The sequence below is a fragment of the Salegentibacter flavus genome, assembly GCF_900115145.1.
In the GTDB taxonomy this organism is placed as follows: Bacteria; Bacteroidota; Bacteroidia; order Flavobacteriales; family Flavobacteriaceae; genus Salegentibacter; species Salegentibacter flavus.
On record NZ_FOVL01000006.1, the window covers coordinates 73585 to 90438 of the forward strand.

A 16854-nucleotide genomic window follows, 5' to 3' on the forward strand; every position below is an offset into this window, starting at 1 on the left:
AAACTATTTAATAGGAAAATGAATTTGGGTAACCCAGTCTGCCGGGTTTGAGCTACTTTTAGGCCCGGTGATATAGACTTCAAAAACATCTTCTTCTTCATTTAATTCCAGGCTGTGCTCTTCAATATAATCGTAAGCAGTATTCCAGGCATCCGGGAGGTTTTTATAATCACCCTTAAGGGTTGCTCTTAAAACTTTTTGGTTTGGAAGGTTGCCGTTAAGTACCCGGCTATTGTTTGGCGTTACCACCTGACTCGGTGTAAAGATCCCTGCTGAAAAAATTGCTGTGCCAGCATTTTCATCCCTTTCATTATAAAGGGTAAAAGGTTTCCCGCTTATTTCTATATTATTTTCTTCCATATAGGTTCTTACATCTGCGATCATTTTTTGTACCCGCTGATTAACCTGGGAAGTTTTGGTGGCTGTAGTGGTGTACATATAATAGCCACCTCCGTGCTGTATCACTCCATCTATATTGATGGTAAACTTTTCCATCTTCTTTATCACTGAATTTTCCAGGTTTTCCAGGCCTTTTCTAAACATTGGCCGCATCATTTCACTTAAGGTTTCCGACTGGAAACTGAAAGCGAGTTTTTCCATGAAACTCTGGGTGCCTTTCATACCCCAGGTAACTTTAGTGCTATCTTCCATTTGGTTGAATTCCCAGTAAATATCACTGGTGGAAGTGCCAAAGGGCGTGTCAAAGTTTATTTCCTGGTCAATGCTGGAAAAAGGTTTAGCGTCCAGGGTTTTAATCTTTCCATCTCCCATACTTTCACTTTTCCAGGAATAACCGGCATCTTTACCACGGGTTTTTTCATCATATTCAACAACCATATCATCTGTTTCCAGAGACCAGGGTTCCCAATTTTTCCAGTTATGGTATTCATTCACTTCATTAAAAATCACTTCAACCGGAGCCGGAATTATTCGGGTTTCTTCAATGTGATATTCCCCGTCTTTGGTTGCGATATAAATTGAACCGGCAATTACAATAATCAGAAGTAAAAAGAGAAGGTATTTAATTATTTTCATTTTGGCAATGGTTGATTATACTGCTAATATAAAGAATTTAACAAACCAATATTGCCTATTCCCGGTTAGATTAATGACCAAGCCATGATTTCAGGAAAAAAAGAAGAATTATGAAAGCAATAAAACCAATTAATACGTAAATACTACCTTTATAATACTTTTTGTGCAGCTTGGTATCTTTCCGGTAGGAGAAAATAATTATTGCAACAAATGCAATAAGAAAAAGGGCCGCAAATACTAATTGTCCGGTGCTAAACATTCTGAATAATTTGTGGCAAAGTTACATTTTTATAGTTTTATCTTCTCTAATTATTGCGGAACAAAAAGAAAACTAATAAATTATAAAAGCCAGGATTAGCTCTTATTCATAGTTCTTCGAAAGCTTGTGCTAATTTTAAAAGAAAAATATGAAATACACTCTTTATATCTTATTGTGTTTGTTGAGTTTTTCTGCTTGTAAAGAAAAATCTAAAGAAGAGTCAAAGACCAGAAAAACTAAAAGCAGTGCTGTAAAAAAATCTTCCAAACAGTATAATTCAGCCGATTTTCAGCTCGTATTTGAATATCCTGTGAATTATGAAGTTAGGGAAGACAGCCTTGCAGGTCAGACTCCCGTGATAAATGTATTCAGAAAAAATAACCCTGGGGTGCCTCCATTTGGAATTCACGAGGATTTCGAAAATGTCTATATTTCATTTTTACCTGACGGATTTGGAGTAGACGGGCCTGCAGGAGCTCAAAAATCTATCGAGGAATTCGGCAATCCACTGCCTCTTTCTTTTGAAGTTGATGAAAAGAAATCCCGGGTTTATCTTTTGAATAGTGGAGAGGTTTGGGGTTTTCACCTCAGGTTTGCGACCCCTCCTGAAAGCTGGAGTGAATTTGGCGGTATATTTATCAGGTATAAAGTGCGGGACTTCAAAGCCAGATGTAAATCCTCCAGGGATATGGAAATACCTATGGAAGAATGCGATCCCCTAACAGGGGATAAGATTTTATATTTTGGTGAAGTGGATGGAAAATCTAAAAAGGAGATCGACGAAATCCTTAAGAGTCTTTGGTTCTCCCGAGAAAATTATGATCGTAAGAATATTTCTGATTTAATCAGGCTTGATAAGCCGGTTGAAGGAAAAACCATAGACTCTCCTCTCCAGATTAAAGGAGAAGCCCGCGGAAACTGGTTTTTTGAAGCCACAGCTCCAGTGGAATTGCTTGATGGTAATTTTCAATCTCTTGGCGCAAGCTACATAGAAGTTGCGAACGCTGATTGGATGACCGAAGATTTTGTAGACTTTCAAGGCAGTATTGATTTCAAAAAGCCAGATACCGAAAAGGGATATTTGTTGCTTAAAAAAAACAATGCTTCAGGAAAGCCCGAACTGGACCAGATTCTAAGGATCCCAGTTAAATTTTAAACTACTGTTTTACCTCGTATCTCCAGCCGTATCTATCTTCGGCCTGGTTATACTGGATTTTCATCAGTTTGTCTTTAAAGAAACTAGCGTAGGTATCCTCTAATTTTGGAAGCTCAAATTTTTCACCCTTGTGACCAAAGCCAACAATTGGGTTGATCACTGCTGCTGTGCCGGCACCAAACATTTCTTTTAATTCTCCCTTTCTGGCAGCTTCAACGATCTCTTTCACGCTTACCTTTCTCACTTCAACAGGAATATTGAATTCTTCGGCAAGTGTAATAATGCTCTTTCGGGTAACCCCATCCAGAATCCTGTCGCTGGTAGGAGCAGTGAGCAATTTATCTCCAACCCTGAAGAAAATATTCATAGTTCCCGCTTCTTCCAAGTATTCGTGCGTATTAGCATCGGTCCAAACTATCTGCTGAAAACCTTCCTCTTTTGCAAGGTTTGTAGGATGGAACTGCGCAGCATAGTTTCCGGCAGCTTTGGCATATCCTACGCCGCCATCGGCAGCACGGCTAAAGGTTTCTGAAAATTTCACTCTTACCTCGCCGCTGTAATAAGCCTGGGCGGGTGAGCAAATAATCATAAATTTATATTTGGTAGATGGTGCGGCAGAAACACATTCTTCGGTAGCGATTACAAATGGACGGATATAAAGTGAGTTGCCGAAACCTTTCTGAATCCATTCCTTATCTATTTTTAATAATTCCTCAAGACCATTGAAGAAATAATCCTTCGGGAATTCTGGAATGGCAAGCCTTGCGCCAGATACATTTATACGTTTAAAGTTTTCTTCCGGCCTGAAAAGCCAGATCTTATCATCTTCATCCTTAAAGGCTTTCATTCCTTCGAAAACCGCCTGTCCATAATGAAAAACCTTCGCCGATGGCATAAGCTCTATGGGGCCATAGGGTTTGATTTTTGGGGTCTTCCACTTTCCATTTTCATAATCACACTCCAGCATATGATCGGTGAATATTTCACCAAATACGAGCTTGTCCAGCTTAGTTTGATCAAGTTTAGAGGTAGTAGATTTTATAATTTCGAGAGAGGAAGTGTCGGTTTTCATTGATTTAAATTTAGTTAACAAATTTACCGAAATATTGGCAGAATAAAAATCAAAAGTTTTGGTAAATTAGTTTTTTACTAATTCACTTAAGCTTATCGATAATGAATAAAGTATTTACTGTAATCACCTTATTTTTGACCTTGTTTTGCTGGAATGTGAATTTTGGTCAAAATTCTGAAGGTGTTTCTTATTCATCTTACGGAGAGAAAATTTCTCCTGAAAAGCCGTTTGAACCCCTGGCAGCGAAAAGTCAGTTTGACTTACTGAAAGTTGGGGATACTTTAGATCTTAAGTTTTCTACAAGAGTAAAAAGCGTATGCAAGATGAAGGGTTGCTGGATGATCCTGGATCTGCCCGGGGAAGAAGTACGTGTTACCTTTAAGGATTACGGTTTTTTTGTTCCGAAAGATATTGAAGACAGGGAAGTGATAGTTGCCGGAAAGGCATATCTGGAAGAAATTTCAGTGGAAGATCAAAAACATTATGCCGGGGATGAGGGAAAAACTGAAGAAGAAATAGCACTTATCAATGAGCCCGTTTTAACCAGGTCCTTCCTGGCGCACGGGGTTTTGTTAAAAGAATAATTTGGAAAGAAAGATAATAAAGACCGCCGATGGGTCTGTAACAATTCATTTACCCGAATGGGATGAACAATACCATTCTAAACACGGCGCGGTACAGGAAGCCCAACATGTTTTTATTAAAATGGGTTTGCATCATTTCTTAAAGCAAAGCCCAAAACCTCAAATTTCCATATTGGAAATAGGTTTTGGTACCGGGCTTAACGCTTTTATCACTTTTCTGGAAGCTCAGAATTTGCCTCTGCAATTTGACTATACCGGGGTGGAAGCTTATCCTGTCACTTCTGAAGAAATTGCAGCCTTGAATTATGCTGAAATGCTTTCAGCTGGAAGTCAGGATTGGGCATTACAGAAGATGCATAATTGCCCCTGGGGACAACCGGTAGAAATAAGCGATAACTTTAAATTAAAAAAACTTCAGAAGAAATTTGATGAGATCACCATAAAAGATGAGTTTGAAATTATTTATTTTGATGCTTTTGGGGCCAGGGTGCAGCCTGAACTCTGGACCGAGGAGATTTTTGAAATCATGTATTCTGCTCTAAAAGAGGGAGGAATCCTAGTCACTTATTCGGCAAAAGGTAGTGTTAGACGTGCTCTGCAAAAGGTAGGTTTCATCGTTGAAAGACTTCCCGGCCCGCCTGGAAAAAGGGAAATGTTAAGAGCAACAAAAAATTGAAATGTTATCTTGTTAAACCTCTAATAAAATCTTGGGGTAGCCCGTGGCAAGTGCTTATCTTGTAAAGAAAAATGCGTGTATTAATTACCGGAGCTACCGGCCTTATTGGAACAAAGATTACCCAGCTATGCCAGGAAAAAGGTATTAAGGTAAATTATCTTACTACCACCAAAGATAAAATTGAATCCAACCCCGATTATCAAGGATTTTACTGGAACCCGGAAAAAGATGAAGTAGACCCTGAGGCTTTTAAAGGCGTAAGTACTATTATTAATCTTGTTGGAGAAAATATTGCTAAGAGATGGACGCAGGAGCAAAAAGATAAAATTTTAAGTAGCCGGGTAGATACAGCGGCACTGCTGTATAAAACGCTTCAGAATAACAATCATCATATCACCCATTTTATTTCTGCCAGCGCAATTGGGATTTATCCCAGCTCTCTGGAAAAACTCTATACCGAAGATAATGAGGCTGTAGATGATTCCTTTGTCGGGGAGGTTGTTGTTCAATGGGAGGAAGCTGCCGATAGTTTTGGTGATCTGGGAATGGATGTTGCCAAAATACGGATAGGCCTTGTTTTAGCCCGGGAGGGCGGTTTATTGGAGAAACTAAAGGAGCCTGTGAATTTTAACGTGGGCTCTCCGCTTGGCAGTGGCAATCAGTGGCAATCCTGGATACATATAAATGATGTGGCGGGAATTTTTATGCATACCCTGGAAAATAAACTGGAAGGAACCTTTAATGCTGTGGCTCCCAATCCCGTGACCAATAAGGAACTGGTGAACGAAGTCGCCTCGAAAATGGGGAAATCGGTATGGTTGCCTAATGTGCCGGCTTTTGCCATTAAAGCAGTGCTGGGTGAAATGTCACGGCTTGTGCTATCCAGCCAGTTGGTAAGCAGCGATAAAATAGAGCAGACGGGCTATAGTTTTGAATACACCAATTTAGCGAAAGCCCTGGAAGATCTTATGCAATAAAAAAGTCACTAAACCTAGTGACTTTTCTATTGGTATTAATGGTGATTTTAAGATTTTTCGGCGATAAGCTTTATCCGTAATTTAATATCATCGTAAACAAAATTATCTCCAAGCCCATCAAAAACTGATCTTGATCCAAAATTAATCTTCCAATGGGTACGGTCTATGCTGAATTCATCGCTTGAAATTTCTACCTGCTCTCCACTATGATTAATGTTAACCGGGAAGGTGATATTTTTGGTGTCTTCCTTTATAGTAAGGTTGCCCGAAAGCATCGTTTGCCCGTTTTCATCAGTTATATCGGTGATTTCGAAGGTGGCTTCAGGATATTCTTTCGTATTGAAAAAGTCGCCTTCCTTGCCTTCAACGGTACCTTTTAGATGGGCCTCAAGGTCAGAGCGATCCTTGCCTTTTAGGTCGGTCACCTCTATGGATTTCATATCGATTACAAAACTTCCACTTTCGATGGTGGTGTCGTTTGCCTTGAAGGAACCTTCTGCAAGTTTGATAGTCCCCGTGTGAGTGGCGGTGGGTTTCCGGCCTTTCCAGTGAATAACAGATTCATCGGTCTTTACATTAAAAGTTTCAGCTTCAAGATTCGCTTCGCGGGCATCTCTGGCATCTTCTGTTTTAGCCTTATTGTTTTCATTTTTACAACCTGTAACAGCTATACTTAGAAAAGCAATAAAAAATGTTTTACTCAAAAGTTTTCTCATTTTTAGTCGATTTAGGTATAAATTCAAATTTAAGCTTTCTGTTATTCGAAGTTTCATAAAACAATATTAAAAAGATTTTGTGACATTTTGACATTTGATAAGAATTGGCAATACTTTTGACCGTTTCTGCCCGTATTTAAATGCTGAAAAATGAGTAAAAAGAAAACAGATAAAACCAAAAATCACGTAGAGGATAATTCGGTTAAGGATAAAGTAGAAGACGCTATCGACCAGGCTATTGAGGACGTTGAAGAAAATGCCGAAAATAACCAGGAAGATGGAGAGTTTTCTGAAACCGACAAACTAAAAGAAGAGGTTCAGAAGGAAAAAGATAAGTTTTTACGTCTTTTTGCTGAATTTGAAAATTATAAAAGACGTACATCCAAAGAAAGACTTGAGCTATTTAAAACTGCCAACCAGGAAGTAATGTCAGCCATGTTACCTGTGCTGGACGACTTTGACAGGGCTTTAAATGAAATTCAGAAAACCGAAGATAAAAGCCTGCTTAAAGGGGTGGAGCTTATTCACACTAAATTTAGTGAAACCTTAAGGAATAAAGGCCTCGAGCCTATGAATGTTGAAAAAGGGGACGATTTTGATGCAGACCTGCATGAAGCGATCACCCAAATCCCGGCGCCTTCAGAAGAGCTTAAAGGCAAGATTGTTGATGTAGTGGAGCGTGGTTACAAACTTGGAGAGCGTATAATTCGCTATCCCAAGGTAGTAACCGGGAAATAAAATGCATTTTTTGAATCGCAAAAACACCAAATGAAAGAAGATTATTACGAAATATTAGGAATAAGTAAAGGTGCTTCTACTGCCGAAATAAAAAAAGCATATCGTAAGATGGCTATTAAGTATCATCCGGATAAAAATCCCGATGATCCTAAAGCCGAAGAGATGTTTAAAAAATCGGCAGAGGCTTATGAAGTATTAAGCAATGAAGATAAGCGTGCCCGTTACGACAGATTTGGTCATCAGGCTTTTGAAGGCGGCGGTGGCTTTGGCGGCGGCGGAATGAATATGGACGACATCTTCAGCCAGTTTGGCGATATTTTTGGCGGTGGCTTTGGCGGTGGAGGTTTCTCTGGTTTTGGCGGAGGCTTTGGCGGCGGAAGACGTCGTGCTAAAGGTAGTAACCTTCGTATTCGCGTTTCGCTCACCCTGGAAGAAATTGCCAATGGTGCAGAGAAAAAGATAAAAGTTAAACGTAAAGTTCAGGCTCCCGGCACTACCTATAAAACCTGCAGTACCTGTAACGGTACGGGGCAGGTGACACGGGTAACCAATACTATTTTAGGAAGAATGCAAACGGCATCTCCCTGCGGTACCTGTAGCGGTTCCGGACAGATTATAGACCAGAAACCCGCCGATGCCGATGCCCAGGGGCTTAAAATGAAAGAAGAGACTGTTTCCATAAAAATCCCTGCAGGGGTAGAAGAAGGAATGCAGCTTAAAGTTGGAGGGAAAGGGAATGACGCTCCCGGAGATGGTGTTCCAGGAGATCTTCTGGTAGCTATAGAGGAGAAAGAACATCCAAGTTTACAGAGGGAAGGTGACAACCTGCATTACGATCTTTATATAAGCCTTTCTGAGGCCGTGTTAGGAACCTCGAAAGAGATCGAAACGGTTAATGGAAAAGTTCGCATTAAAATAGATGAAGGTGTGCAATCGGGAAAAATCCTGAGATTACGCGGTAAAGGTATTGGTAACCTTAACGGCTATGGCAAAGGAGACCTTTTGGTGCACGTAAATGTTTGGACACCCAAAACAGTTAACAGGGAACAGAAGGATTTCTTTGAACGAATGGCTGATGATGAAAATTTCCAGCCAAATCCGGAAAAATCTGATAAATCCTTCTTTGAGAAGGTTAAAGATATGTTTTCTTAAAACTCCCATTTTAAGAAATTATTTATATATTTGATTATCACTAAGTCTTTTGGTGATAATTTTTCTTTTTCATAGCAATTTTTTTCCCATCCTTAATTTATTAAGGGTGGGTTTTGCTTTTTAGACGGGTACGCAAATTATAAATTCTTCTTAATTCAAAATCTCTCTCCTGCCATTTCAATATATTTACCAATCACGAAATCTCACGTATGGATAACCTGTTAGTGGCAGAAAATATTTACAAAACCTTTGGAAATTACACTGCACTAAATAATGTTTCTATAAATGTTCCCAGAGCCAGTGTCTTTGGACTTTTAGGCCCTAATGGCGCCGGTAAGACTACACTGTTAAGGATTATCAATCAAATTACTATGCCAGACCGTGGCACGATCTATTTGGACAATAAACCTTTGCATCCTGATGATATTCAGCATATTGGTTATCTGCCTGAAGAGCGGGGACTTTATAAATCGATGAAAGTTGGGGAGCAGGCTCTTTACCTGGCACAATTAAAAGGACTTTCTAAGGCTGAAGCAAAACAGCGTCTTGAATACTGGTTTGAGAAACTCGAGATTTCCGGTTGGTGGAACAAGAAGATCCAGGAGCTTTCCAAAGGCATGGCTCAAAAGGTGCAATTTGTGATTACGGTACTTCACAAACCAAAATTGCTAATCTTTGATGAGCCTTTTAGTGGGTTTGATCCCGTGAATGCAAGGCTTATTAAGCGTGAAATCCTTCAATTAAAGGAGGAGGGGGCAACTATACTTTTTTCCACCCATCGTATGGAAAGTGTAGAGGAGCTTTGTGATTATATGGCCCTTATCCATAAATCGAAAAAACTTCTGGATGGTCGCGTTTCTGATATTAAAAAAGAGTATAAGTCGAACACCTTTGAAGTGGGTATGGAAGCCAAAAATGAACCTGCATTGCTGGCCGAGCTTCAGCAAAAATTTATTGTGGGGAATGCTACTTTTAAAAGTATCCATACCGATTTGAAATTAAGAATTCAACTTCAGGAAAATGAATCGGCGAATCATTTGTTGGAGTTCCTTATAAATCGTGCGCAGATAAATCATTTTGTTGAGGTAATTCCTTCAGTAAACGATATTTTTATCCAAACCGTCACCCGGGATGCGTAATTTGAAACTAATCATAAGGCGTGAATACCTGGCAAGGGTTAGGAATAAAACCTTTATCATCATGACTTTTTTAAGTCCGTTGATTCTGGTTGGGATGTTTATGCTGGTGGGATATTTAAGTATGCTGAATAGCAGCGAACAGCAAATAATCGGGCTTTATGATGAGACCGGTATTTTTTCTTCAGATTTTAAAGATGGAAGGCAGGTACAATATTTGGATTTTTCAAACCTTTCTTTCGAGAAGGCTTTGGTTAAGGTTAGGGAACAGGAATATTACGGATTGATTTATATTCCTGAAAAAGAAAATGGGGATGTAGGCCAGATTCAGTTTTTTGGATTAGAACCTCCAGGCCTGGGTACGGTACAGACCGTGGAGAAAACAATTTCTGACAGGCTTACCAAAAGGGAATTGATGCTTCGTGGGATAGATATTAGCGCGATGGAGGCTGCAGAGGTAAAAGTGGATGTTGAAATTCAGAATTTTTCCGGACAGCGAACTTCTAAGATGTCCAACTATATCAAAATGATCTTTGGGGGTATTGCCGGGTATTTATTAATGATGTTCATTATAATTTATGGCAATATGGTGATGCGTAGTGTGATTGAAGAGAAAACCAATCGAATTATCGAAATAATAGTCTCTTCGGTGAAACCTATACACCTTATGTTAGGTAAGGTTTTAGGAACGTCTCTCGCGGGGCTTACCCAATTCAGCATCTGGGTAATACTGGGAGCGGTATTGCTGTGGATCACAAGTTTTACACTGGGAATTGATATTCTATCCACTCAAAAGGAACAGATGGAAATGATGGGGCAAATGGCTCAGTCTGATCTTAGCCTGTTCCTTGCTGATGTATATAATTTACCATTGCTGAGTTTATTCGTATTTTTTGTAATCTATTTTCTGGGGGGATACTTCCTGTACAGTTCTATCTATGCAGCCATTGGAGCAGCAGTAGACAGCGAAACCGATACCCAGCAATTTATGTTTCCGGTAATTTTCCCATTAATGCTTGGAATTTACGTTGGATTTTTTGCAGTGATTGAAAACCCCCATGGTACTATTTCTACGATTTTTTCTATGATTCCCCTTACCTCCCCAATCGTGATGTTAATGCGTATACCTTTTGGAGTGCCGTGGTATGAATTGCTCATTTCTTTAAGTTTGCTTTTAATTACTAATTTAGGAGTAATATGGCTGGCCTCAAAAATTTACAGGGTGGGAATATTGATGTACGGGAAGAAGGCCACATATAAAGAATTATTTAAATGGCTTAAATATTAAAAATGCAGGATCAAAACACAGCCGAAAATATTAAGGAGGTAATAGAACAGGACATCTGGGGGTTAATCCAGGATATATGGAATCATGTTCTGTTTTCCTATGACCTGGGAGGTGATAGGATATATATATCTGTAGGATTGATTCTACTGATTATTTTTGCCTTTGTTCTTACCAGTACCATCCTGAGAATAATAAGATCTTTTGTTACGGGAAAACTTGTCGATGAAGATAAGATGAAATTTATAAGCATCTTTAAATTTATAAAATACTTCATATATGTTGTAGTGATTTTAATAACTCTGGGCTCCGCAGGGATAGACATTACAATACTTTTAACAGCATCAGCAGCGTTATTTGTTGGTTTAGGATTAGCTTTACAAGAGTTATTTCAGGATGTGATTGGGGGCATATTTATTATCCTGGATAAATCACTTCTGGTTGGAGATATCATCGAAATGAACGGGCGCGTAGGAAGGGTTTTTGAAATTAAACTCCGAACCACAAGAGCACTTACCCGGGACGACAAAGTGATGATAATTCCAAATCATAAGTTCATGAGTGACGTGATTTATAACTATACACAAAACCATAAAACCACTCGTGAAATGGTAAAAGTTGGAGTTGCCTACGGCAGCGATACTCAATTAGTGAAAAAGATCCTGCTTGATAGTGCAAAACAGAATGATAGTATTTTGGATACACCTGTACCATTTGTTCTTTTTGAGGATTTTGGAGATTCAGCCCTATTGTTTGCGGTTCATTTTTATGTGAGCGACAGTTTTGTTGATCCAAAGATTAAAAGCAACCTGAGGTTTAAAATAGACCAGGAATTTAGAAAAAACAAGATTACCATCCCATTCCCACAGCGCGATGTGCATATTTTTAATGACAACCTATCTACAAAATAGAATAAAAATGTGTAGGACTTTAATTTTATTGGGTTTAACCCTGATGCTGGTGGGAACGACTACGAAGCTTTCAGCCCAACCAACCGACATTGCAAGAATTGAATATACTTATTTTCCGCAATCAAACTCTGATAATTCCTTTAGAAGATTCCGAAGTTTTGTGAATTTTCCTATTAAACTTAATAATAAGGGAGCTTATCTCGTTCCGGGGGTTGAATATCGCAATGTGAACTTTATCTACGAAGATCACGAAAATTTTAATACTAAAAATTTGGATCGCTTTCATTCATTCAAAGGAAATCTGGCCTATACTTTTAAGTTAAGTGATGATTGGCGGTTCGCGGCTGAAGCTGGCCTTAAGATCGCCTCTAATTTCACCACCGATAAAGCTATAGATGATGACTTTATCTATGAAGGTTCAGTGTACTTCGTGAAGATAAAGGAGGATGAACGCTATGTAGAACCCTGGCGATTAATTCTGGGGCTAAATTACTCTACAACCACCGGGTTTCCTTTTCCACTACCAATTGTGAATTATTACAAGAGATTTCATCCCAATTGGTCTTATACCGTGGGAACTCCAAAATCTAATTTAAAATATTATTTTAACGATAAACATTCCATGCAGGCCTTCGTAACCCTCGATGGATTTTTTGCGAATATTCAGGAAAACTTTCGGGTGCAGACCCCTGATAATGGAATTGCTGAAAGTGTTTCCATGACGATTCTCCTTAGCGGTCTGGGTTATGAATATCACTTCACCGACCATATTTCATTTTACACTTATGCAGGTTATACTTTGATGAATGATATTCGGTTACGGGATAAAGACTTGGAAGATCTATACACTATTAACAAAACCAATACTTTTTATGCCCGCGGAGGTTTAAAATTTAGTATATTATAATTATGGCAAAAATTTTATTAATAGAAGACGAAGCATCTATAAGAAGGGTATTGGTGAAAATCCTTACCGAAGAAAATTCTAATTATTCTGTAGTTGAAGCTGAAGATGGTCTTGTTGGCACCGAAAAGATAAAAGATGAGGATTTTGACCTGGTTCTTTGTGATATCAAAATGCCCAAAATGGATGGAGTTGAAGTCCTTGAAGCGATCAAAAAAATAAAACCGGAAGTGCCTGTAGTGATGATCTCCGGCCACGGAGACCTGGATACTGCTGTGAACACTATGAAGATGGGCGCTTTTGATTATATTTCTAAACCACCAGATCTTAATCGGTTGCTTAATACCGTTCGAAATGCTTTAGACCGTAAAGAACTTGTGGTGGAAAATACCCGCCTTAAAAAGAAAGTAAGCAAGAACTTTGAAATGATTGGTAAGTCCAAAGCTATCCAGCATATTAAAGATCTTATCGAGAAAGTGGCACCTACAGATGCCCGGGTGTTAATCACAGGGCCAAATGGGAGTGGTAAAGAACTTGTAGCGCATTGGTTGCACCAAAAGAGCGATCGTTCTTCAGGGCCTATGGTAGAGGTGAATTGTGCCGCAATTCCTTCAGAATTGATAGAAAGTGAGCTTTTTGGCCACGTTAAAGGTGCTTTTACCTCGGCTAATAAAGACCGTATAGGGAAATTTGAGCAAGCCAACGGAGGTACTATTTTTCTGGATGAAATAGGAGATATGAGCCTTTCGGCGCAGGCGAAAGTTCTTCGTGCTCTCCAGGAAAGTAAAATATCAAGGGTTGGTAGTAGTAAAGATATTAAGGTAGATGTTCGGGTGATTGCCGCTACCAATAAAAACCTGAAGAAAGAGATTGAGGAGAAACGATTTAGAGAAGACCTATACCACAGGTTGGCCGTTATTTTGATCCAGGTACCAGCCTTAAACGAAAGGCGTGAAGATATCCCGTTGCTCGTAGAGTACTTTGGCGAAAAAATAGCCAACGAACACGGGACTAACAAAAAACATTTTACTCCAGAGGCTTTAAAGCTTTTGAAGGAATACGACTGGCGTGGTAATATTCGTGAATTACGCAATGTAGTGGAGCGCCTTATAATTTTAGGAGGAAACGAGGTGACCGAAGACGATGTAAAGGTTTTCGCAGGGAAATTATAATTTCTTAGTCTTTAGCTGGCGGTATATATCTTAAAAAATACATAGTATCCCCGCTGGGATGTTGCCACTCGTGAAAAAGTTCAAATCCGAAGCGCTGATAAACAAGGGCATTTTTACGCATGCGGGTTTCAGCATAAAGAGGAATCTGGTATTCCCTGGACTGCCGATAAAACTCATCTTTCATCTCTTTGCCAACCTGGGTGTCGGCGCCACGTGAATCGGCGAGTATTCCCCAAAACCAGCAGTAGAGGTAGTCCCCTTCAGCAGGGCGTTGCTTCTTGATATAATTCTGATTTTTGATAATCCGGAAAGCATTATTTATTCCGGTTACATTAATAACCAAACCCAACTGTGTCCAGATATCTTTCCAGAAATTATCGGCTTTACTATTGGTTTTAAATAAAATGGCTATTCCTTTTCGGTTTTCAGAAATTATAAGAGCATCTTTCTCAATCGCTTTTTCTACCATATGATTGGCGAGATATTGAAAGCGTTTATGCCTGTTTCCACCTTTTTTAACGATATCCATTGATGAAGGAATCTCCTTTAAAAGGCTGGTTACTTTTTCTATTATTTCCTGTTTTTCTTCCTTTTTCAAGCCAAAGTATTTAGTGGGCGAAGATAAAAAAAATGTTTCTTAAAGATTGTATCTTTAGTTACCCAAATAAGGCCTAACAGTTAGATAGAACTTATTAACCTGCTAATTTCCAGATTATGAAGAAAGTAAGCCCCGGGGTTTTTAAAGTTACAAACAAAATAAACCTGGATGAGATCCCAACCAAATTTGACCTTGAAGTTAAAAAGAAGAGAGTTAAGAAATCCCTCGAATCAACAAGAGAAGACCTTGGGGAGTGGCAGGATAAATTATATGCCCATGGTAAGTATGCGGTGCTGGTTTGTTTGTAGGGAATAGATACCGCCGGAAAAGACAGCCTCATCAGGGAAGTTTTTAAGGATTTTAATTCTCGCGGGGTAGTGGTACATAGTTTTAAGGTGCCCAACTCCCTGGAGTTAAAACACGATTATCTTTGGAGACATTATATTGCACTGCCGGCCAGGGGTAAGTTTGGTGTTTTTAATAGAACGCATTACGAAAATGTACTGGTTACCCGTGTTCATCCTGAATATCTGCTGAATGAAAATCTTCCACAGATAAAAGGCCTGGAAGATATAAACGAGGATTTCTGGGAAAATCGTTTTGAACAAATCCGGAATTTTGAAGAACATATCGTTAGGAACGGCACCATAGTTTTCAAGTTCTTTCTACATATTTCAAAGGAAGAACAACGCCAGCGATTATTGCGTCGACTTAACAAACCTAATAAAAACTGGAAATTTTCTCCCGGAGATCTGGAAGAGCGAAAACTATGGGAAACCTACCGAAAATATTACCAGGATGCTATTAATAAGACTTCAACCGAAAAGGCCCCCTGGTATGTTATCTCTTCAGATTCCAAACCAACGGCACGTTATTTGGTTGCTAAAATACTTTACGAGGAACTCATTAAATACAAAGATGTAAAAGAACCCGAATTAGCTCCTGAAATTTTTAAGAAATTAAAGGAATATATTGAGGAGCTTAAAAAGGAATAGTTATTTTCGTACACATTCACATTAAATTATAATTTATCAATGAAAAGATTACTTAGCCTACTTTTTATCAGCTCAATGTTCTTAACTGCGAACTCCCAGGAAGCCTCCTCCAAGGAAGATTCATTACAATTACGGAAAATATATGATTATGCCCTTTTGGAGGGAAAAAGTTATGATTGGCTTGATCATTTATCAAATAATATCGGCGGAAGGCTTTCCGGGTCTTTAAATGCACAGAAAGCTGTGGATTATACCAAAGCCGAATTAGAAAAACTCGGCTTGGATAAGGTTTGGTTACAACCGGTAATGGTTCCTAAATGGACCAGAGGTGGTCGTGAATACTCTTATCTGGAAACGGCTCCGGGAGAGACCAGAAACCTTAATATCACCGCTCTCGGTGGTTCTGTTTCAACACCCGAAGGCGGAACAAAAGCCCAGGTAATTGAGGTGCAAGGTCTGGAAGAGCTTGCGGAACTGGGAAGAGAAAAAATTGCAGGAAAAATCGTTTTCTATAACCGCCCTATGCGGCCAGAATTAATTCATACTTTTGAAGCTTATGGAGGTTGTGTTGATCAGCGCTATTCAGGTGCAGAGGAAGCTGCCAAATATGGGGCTGTAGGTGTGATTGTACGCTCGTTAAGTCTAAAACAGGACGATTACCCGCATACAGGTTCCATGAGCTATGGAGATACTCCTGTTTCAAAAAGAATTCCTGCAGCAGCCATAAGTACCAACGATGCCGATTACGTAAGTGGAATGTTGAAAATTTCTCCAGATCTTAAACTTTATTTTAAGCTGAATTCAGAACAACACGAAGATGTACTTTCTTATAATGTTATAGGAGAAATCACGGGTAGTGAATATCCTGATGAAATTATGGTTGTTGGAGGTCATCTGGATTCCTGGGATCTTGGCGACGGTTCTCACGATGATGGAGCCGGGGTCGTACAATCTATGGAGGTACTAAGGCTCTTTAAGGAGATGGGCTATCAACCAAAACGAACTATAAGGGTGGTGCTTTTTATGAACGAAGAAAACGGTCTTCGCGGTGGAAATGAATATGCAAAAGTTGCCCATGAAAAAGGAGAAAATCACATATTCGCGTTAGAGAGTGATTCAGGTGGATTTACACCAAGAGGCTTTTCTTTTGATGCCGATGAGGCGCAATTTGCCCAGATAAGAAGCTGGCAATCTCTTTTCAAACCTTACCTGATCCATTATTTTGAGTTAGGTGGAAGCGGCGCAGATATTGGCCCGTTAAAAGAAGGGGATATGGTTCTTGCCGGTCTTCGTCCCGATTCTCAACGTTATTTTGACCATCATCACGCTGCGACAGATACCTTTGAACATGTTAACAAGCGGGAATTGGAACTTGGAGCTGCTACTATGACTTCGTTGATCTACCTTGTGGATAAATACGGTATCAAGCAAATCAATACCCAATCCCAGCAGAAATTCTAAAAAAAATAAATTCTCATCATTACAGCC

At 39.3% G+C, this 16854-nt stretch carries 17 protein-coding genes and 1 pseudogene; 13 read left to right on the top strand and 5 right to left on the bottom strand.

The features are described from left to right. Positions 1-3: 3 nt before the first annotated feature. Together BM266_RS06440 and BM266_RS17340 are read right to left on the bottom strand one after the other, a co-directional pair. Positions 4-1035, bottom strand: coding sequence for an SRPBCC family protein (locus tag BM266_RS06440; RefSeq protein WP_093407368.1), 1032 nt, complete (start codon positions 1033-1035; stop codon positions 4-6). 70 nt (positions 1036-1105) lie between these two features. Next, complete coding sequence (locus BM266_RS17340) at positions 1106-1294, bottom strand: hypothetical protein (protein WP_093407371.1); 189 nt, start codon at positions 1292-1294, stop codon at positions 1106-1108. Between the two features lie 148 nt (positions 1295-1442). On the opposite strand from BM266_RS17340, the gene BM266_RS06450 reads away from it, so the two are divergent. After that, positions 1443-2450: a Gmad2 immunoglobulin-like domain-containing protein gene (locus BM266_RS06450; protein WP_093407373.1), complete on the top strand. Its 1008-nt coding sequence runs from the start codon at positions 1443-1445 to the stop codon at positions 2448-2450. Between the two features lies 1 nt (position 2451). On the opposite strand, the gene BM266_RS06455 is transcribed toward BM266_RS06450, so the two are convergent. Further along, a complete protein-coding gene (locus BM266_RS06455; protein ID WP_093407376.1) occupies positions 2452-3522 on the bottom strand; it encodes a branched-chain amino acid aminotransferase in 1071 nt (356 codons plus the stop codon). Positions 3523-3623: 101 nt separating this feature from the next. Here BM266_RS06455 and BM266_RS06460 point away from each other — a divergent pair, with 101 nt between their 5' ends. From BM266_RS06460 to BM266_RS06470, 3 genes are all read left to right on the top strand, one after another. Continuing rightward, a complete protein-coding gene (locus BM266_RS06460; protein WP_093407377.1) occupies positions 3624-4106 on the top strand; it encodes a DUF4920 domain-containing protein in 483 nt (160 codons plus the stop codon). A 1-nt stretch (position 4107) separates the two neighbouring features. Further along, complete coding sequence (gene mnmD, locus BM266_RS06465) at positions 4108-4782, top strand: tRNA (5-methylaminomethyl-2-thiouridine)(34)-methyltransferase MnmC2 (RefSeq protein WP_093407379.1); 675 nt, start codon at positions 4108-4110, stop codon at positions 4780-4782. A gap of 71 nt (positions 4783-4853) precedes the next feature. Continuing rightward, positions 4854-5759 (top strand): TIGR01777 family oxidoreductase, encoded by a 906-nt coding sequence (locus tag BM266_RS06470; RefSeq protein ID WP_093407381.1) that lies wholly within the window; start codon positions 4854-4856, stop codon positions 5757-5759. Positions 5760-5806: 47 nt separating this feature from the next. On the opposite strand, the gene BM266_RS06475 is transcribed toward BM266_RS06470, so the two are convergent. Continuing rightward, complete coding sequence (locus tag BM266_RS06475) at positions 5807-6475, bottom strand: YceI family protein (RefSeq protein WP_093407383.1); 669 nt, start codon at positions 6473-6475, stop codon at positions 5807-5809. Between the two features lie 150 nt (positions 6476-6625). Between BM266_RS06475 and BM266_RS06480 the strand changes: the two genes are divergently transcribed. The 7 genes from BM266_RS06480 (at position 6626) to BM266_RS06510 (ending at position 13773) form a co-directional block, all read left to right on the top strand. After that, positions 6626-7213, top strand: a complete 588-nt coding sequence (locus tag BM266_RS06480) for a nucleotide exchange factor GrpE (protein WP_093407385.1) — start codon at positions 6626-6628, stop codon at positions 7211-7213. A gap of 30 nt (positions 7214-7243) precedes the next feature. Then, the gene (dnaJ, locus tag BM266_RS06485) at positions 7244-8365 is read left to right on the top strand and encodes a molecular chaperone DnaJ (protein WP_093407387.1); all 1122 of its coding nucleotides are present in this window, start codon (positions 7244-7246) and stop codon (positions 8363-8365) included. A gap of 209 nt (positions 8366-8574) precedes the next feature. After that, positions 8575-9504 (top strand): ABC transporter ATP-binding protein, encoded by a 930-nt coding sequence (locus BM266_RS06490; protein ID WP_093407389.1) that lies wholly within the window; start codon positions 8575-8577, stop codon positions 9502-9504. Then, positions 9497-10789 carry an ABC transporter permease gene (locus BM266_RS06495; RefSeq protein WP_093407391.1) on the top strand — a complete coding sequence of 431 codons (1293 nt, stop codon included), beginning with the start codon at positions 9497-9499 and terminating at the stop codon, positions 10787-10789. The genes BM266_RS06490 and BM266_RS06495 overlap by 8 nt, the downstream gene beginning before the upstream one ends. A 2-nt stretch (positions 10790-10791) precedes the next feature. Beyond that, a complete protein-coding gene (locus BM266_RS06500; RefSeq protein ID WP_093407394.1) occupies positions 10792-11697 on the top strand; it encodes a mechanosensitive ion channel family protein in 906 nt (301 codons plus the stop codon). Positions 11698-11704: 7 nt separating this feature from the next. Further along, positions 11705-12604 (top strand): DUF6268 family outer membrane beta-barrel protein, encoded by a 900-nt coding sequence (locus tag BM266_RS06505; protein WP_245760398.1) that lies wholly within the window; start codon positions 11705-11707, stop codon positions 12602-12604. A gap of 2 nt (positions 12605-12606) precedes the next feature. Beyond that, positions 12607-13773 carry a sigma-54-dependent transcriptional regulator gene (locus tag BM266_RS06510; RefSeq protein ID WP_093407399.1) on the top strand — a complete coding sequence of 389 codons (1167 nt, stop codon included), beginning with the start codon at positions 12607-12609 and terminating at the stop codon, positions 13771-13773. Between the two features lie 4 nt (positions 13774-13777). Here BM266_RS06510 and BM266_RS06515 read toward each other — a convergent pair whose 3' ends face one another. Further along, complete coding sequence (locus BM266_RS06515; RefSeq protein WP_093407402.1) at positions 13778-14371, bottom strand: hypothetical protein; 594 nt, start codon at positions 14369-14371, stop codon at positions 13778-13780. Between the two features lie 116 nt (positions 14372-14487). Here BM266_RS06515 and BM266_RS06520 point away from each other — a divergent pair. Then, a pseudogene (locus BM266_RS06520) lies at positions 14488-15366 on the top strand (PPK2 family polyphosphate kinase). 39 nt (positions 15367-15405) lie between these two features. Next, positions 15406-16827, top strand: a complete 1422-nt coding sequence (locus BM266_RS06525) for a M20/M25/M40 family metallo-hydrolase (RefSeq protein WP_093407404.1) — start codon at positions 15406-15408, stop codon at positions 16825-16827. Positions 16828-16854 lie beyond the last annotated feature (27 nt).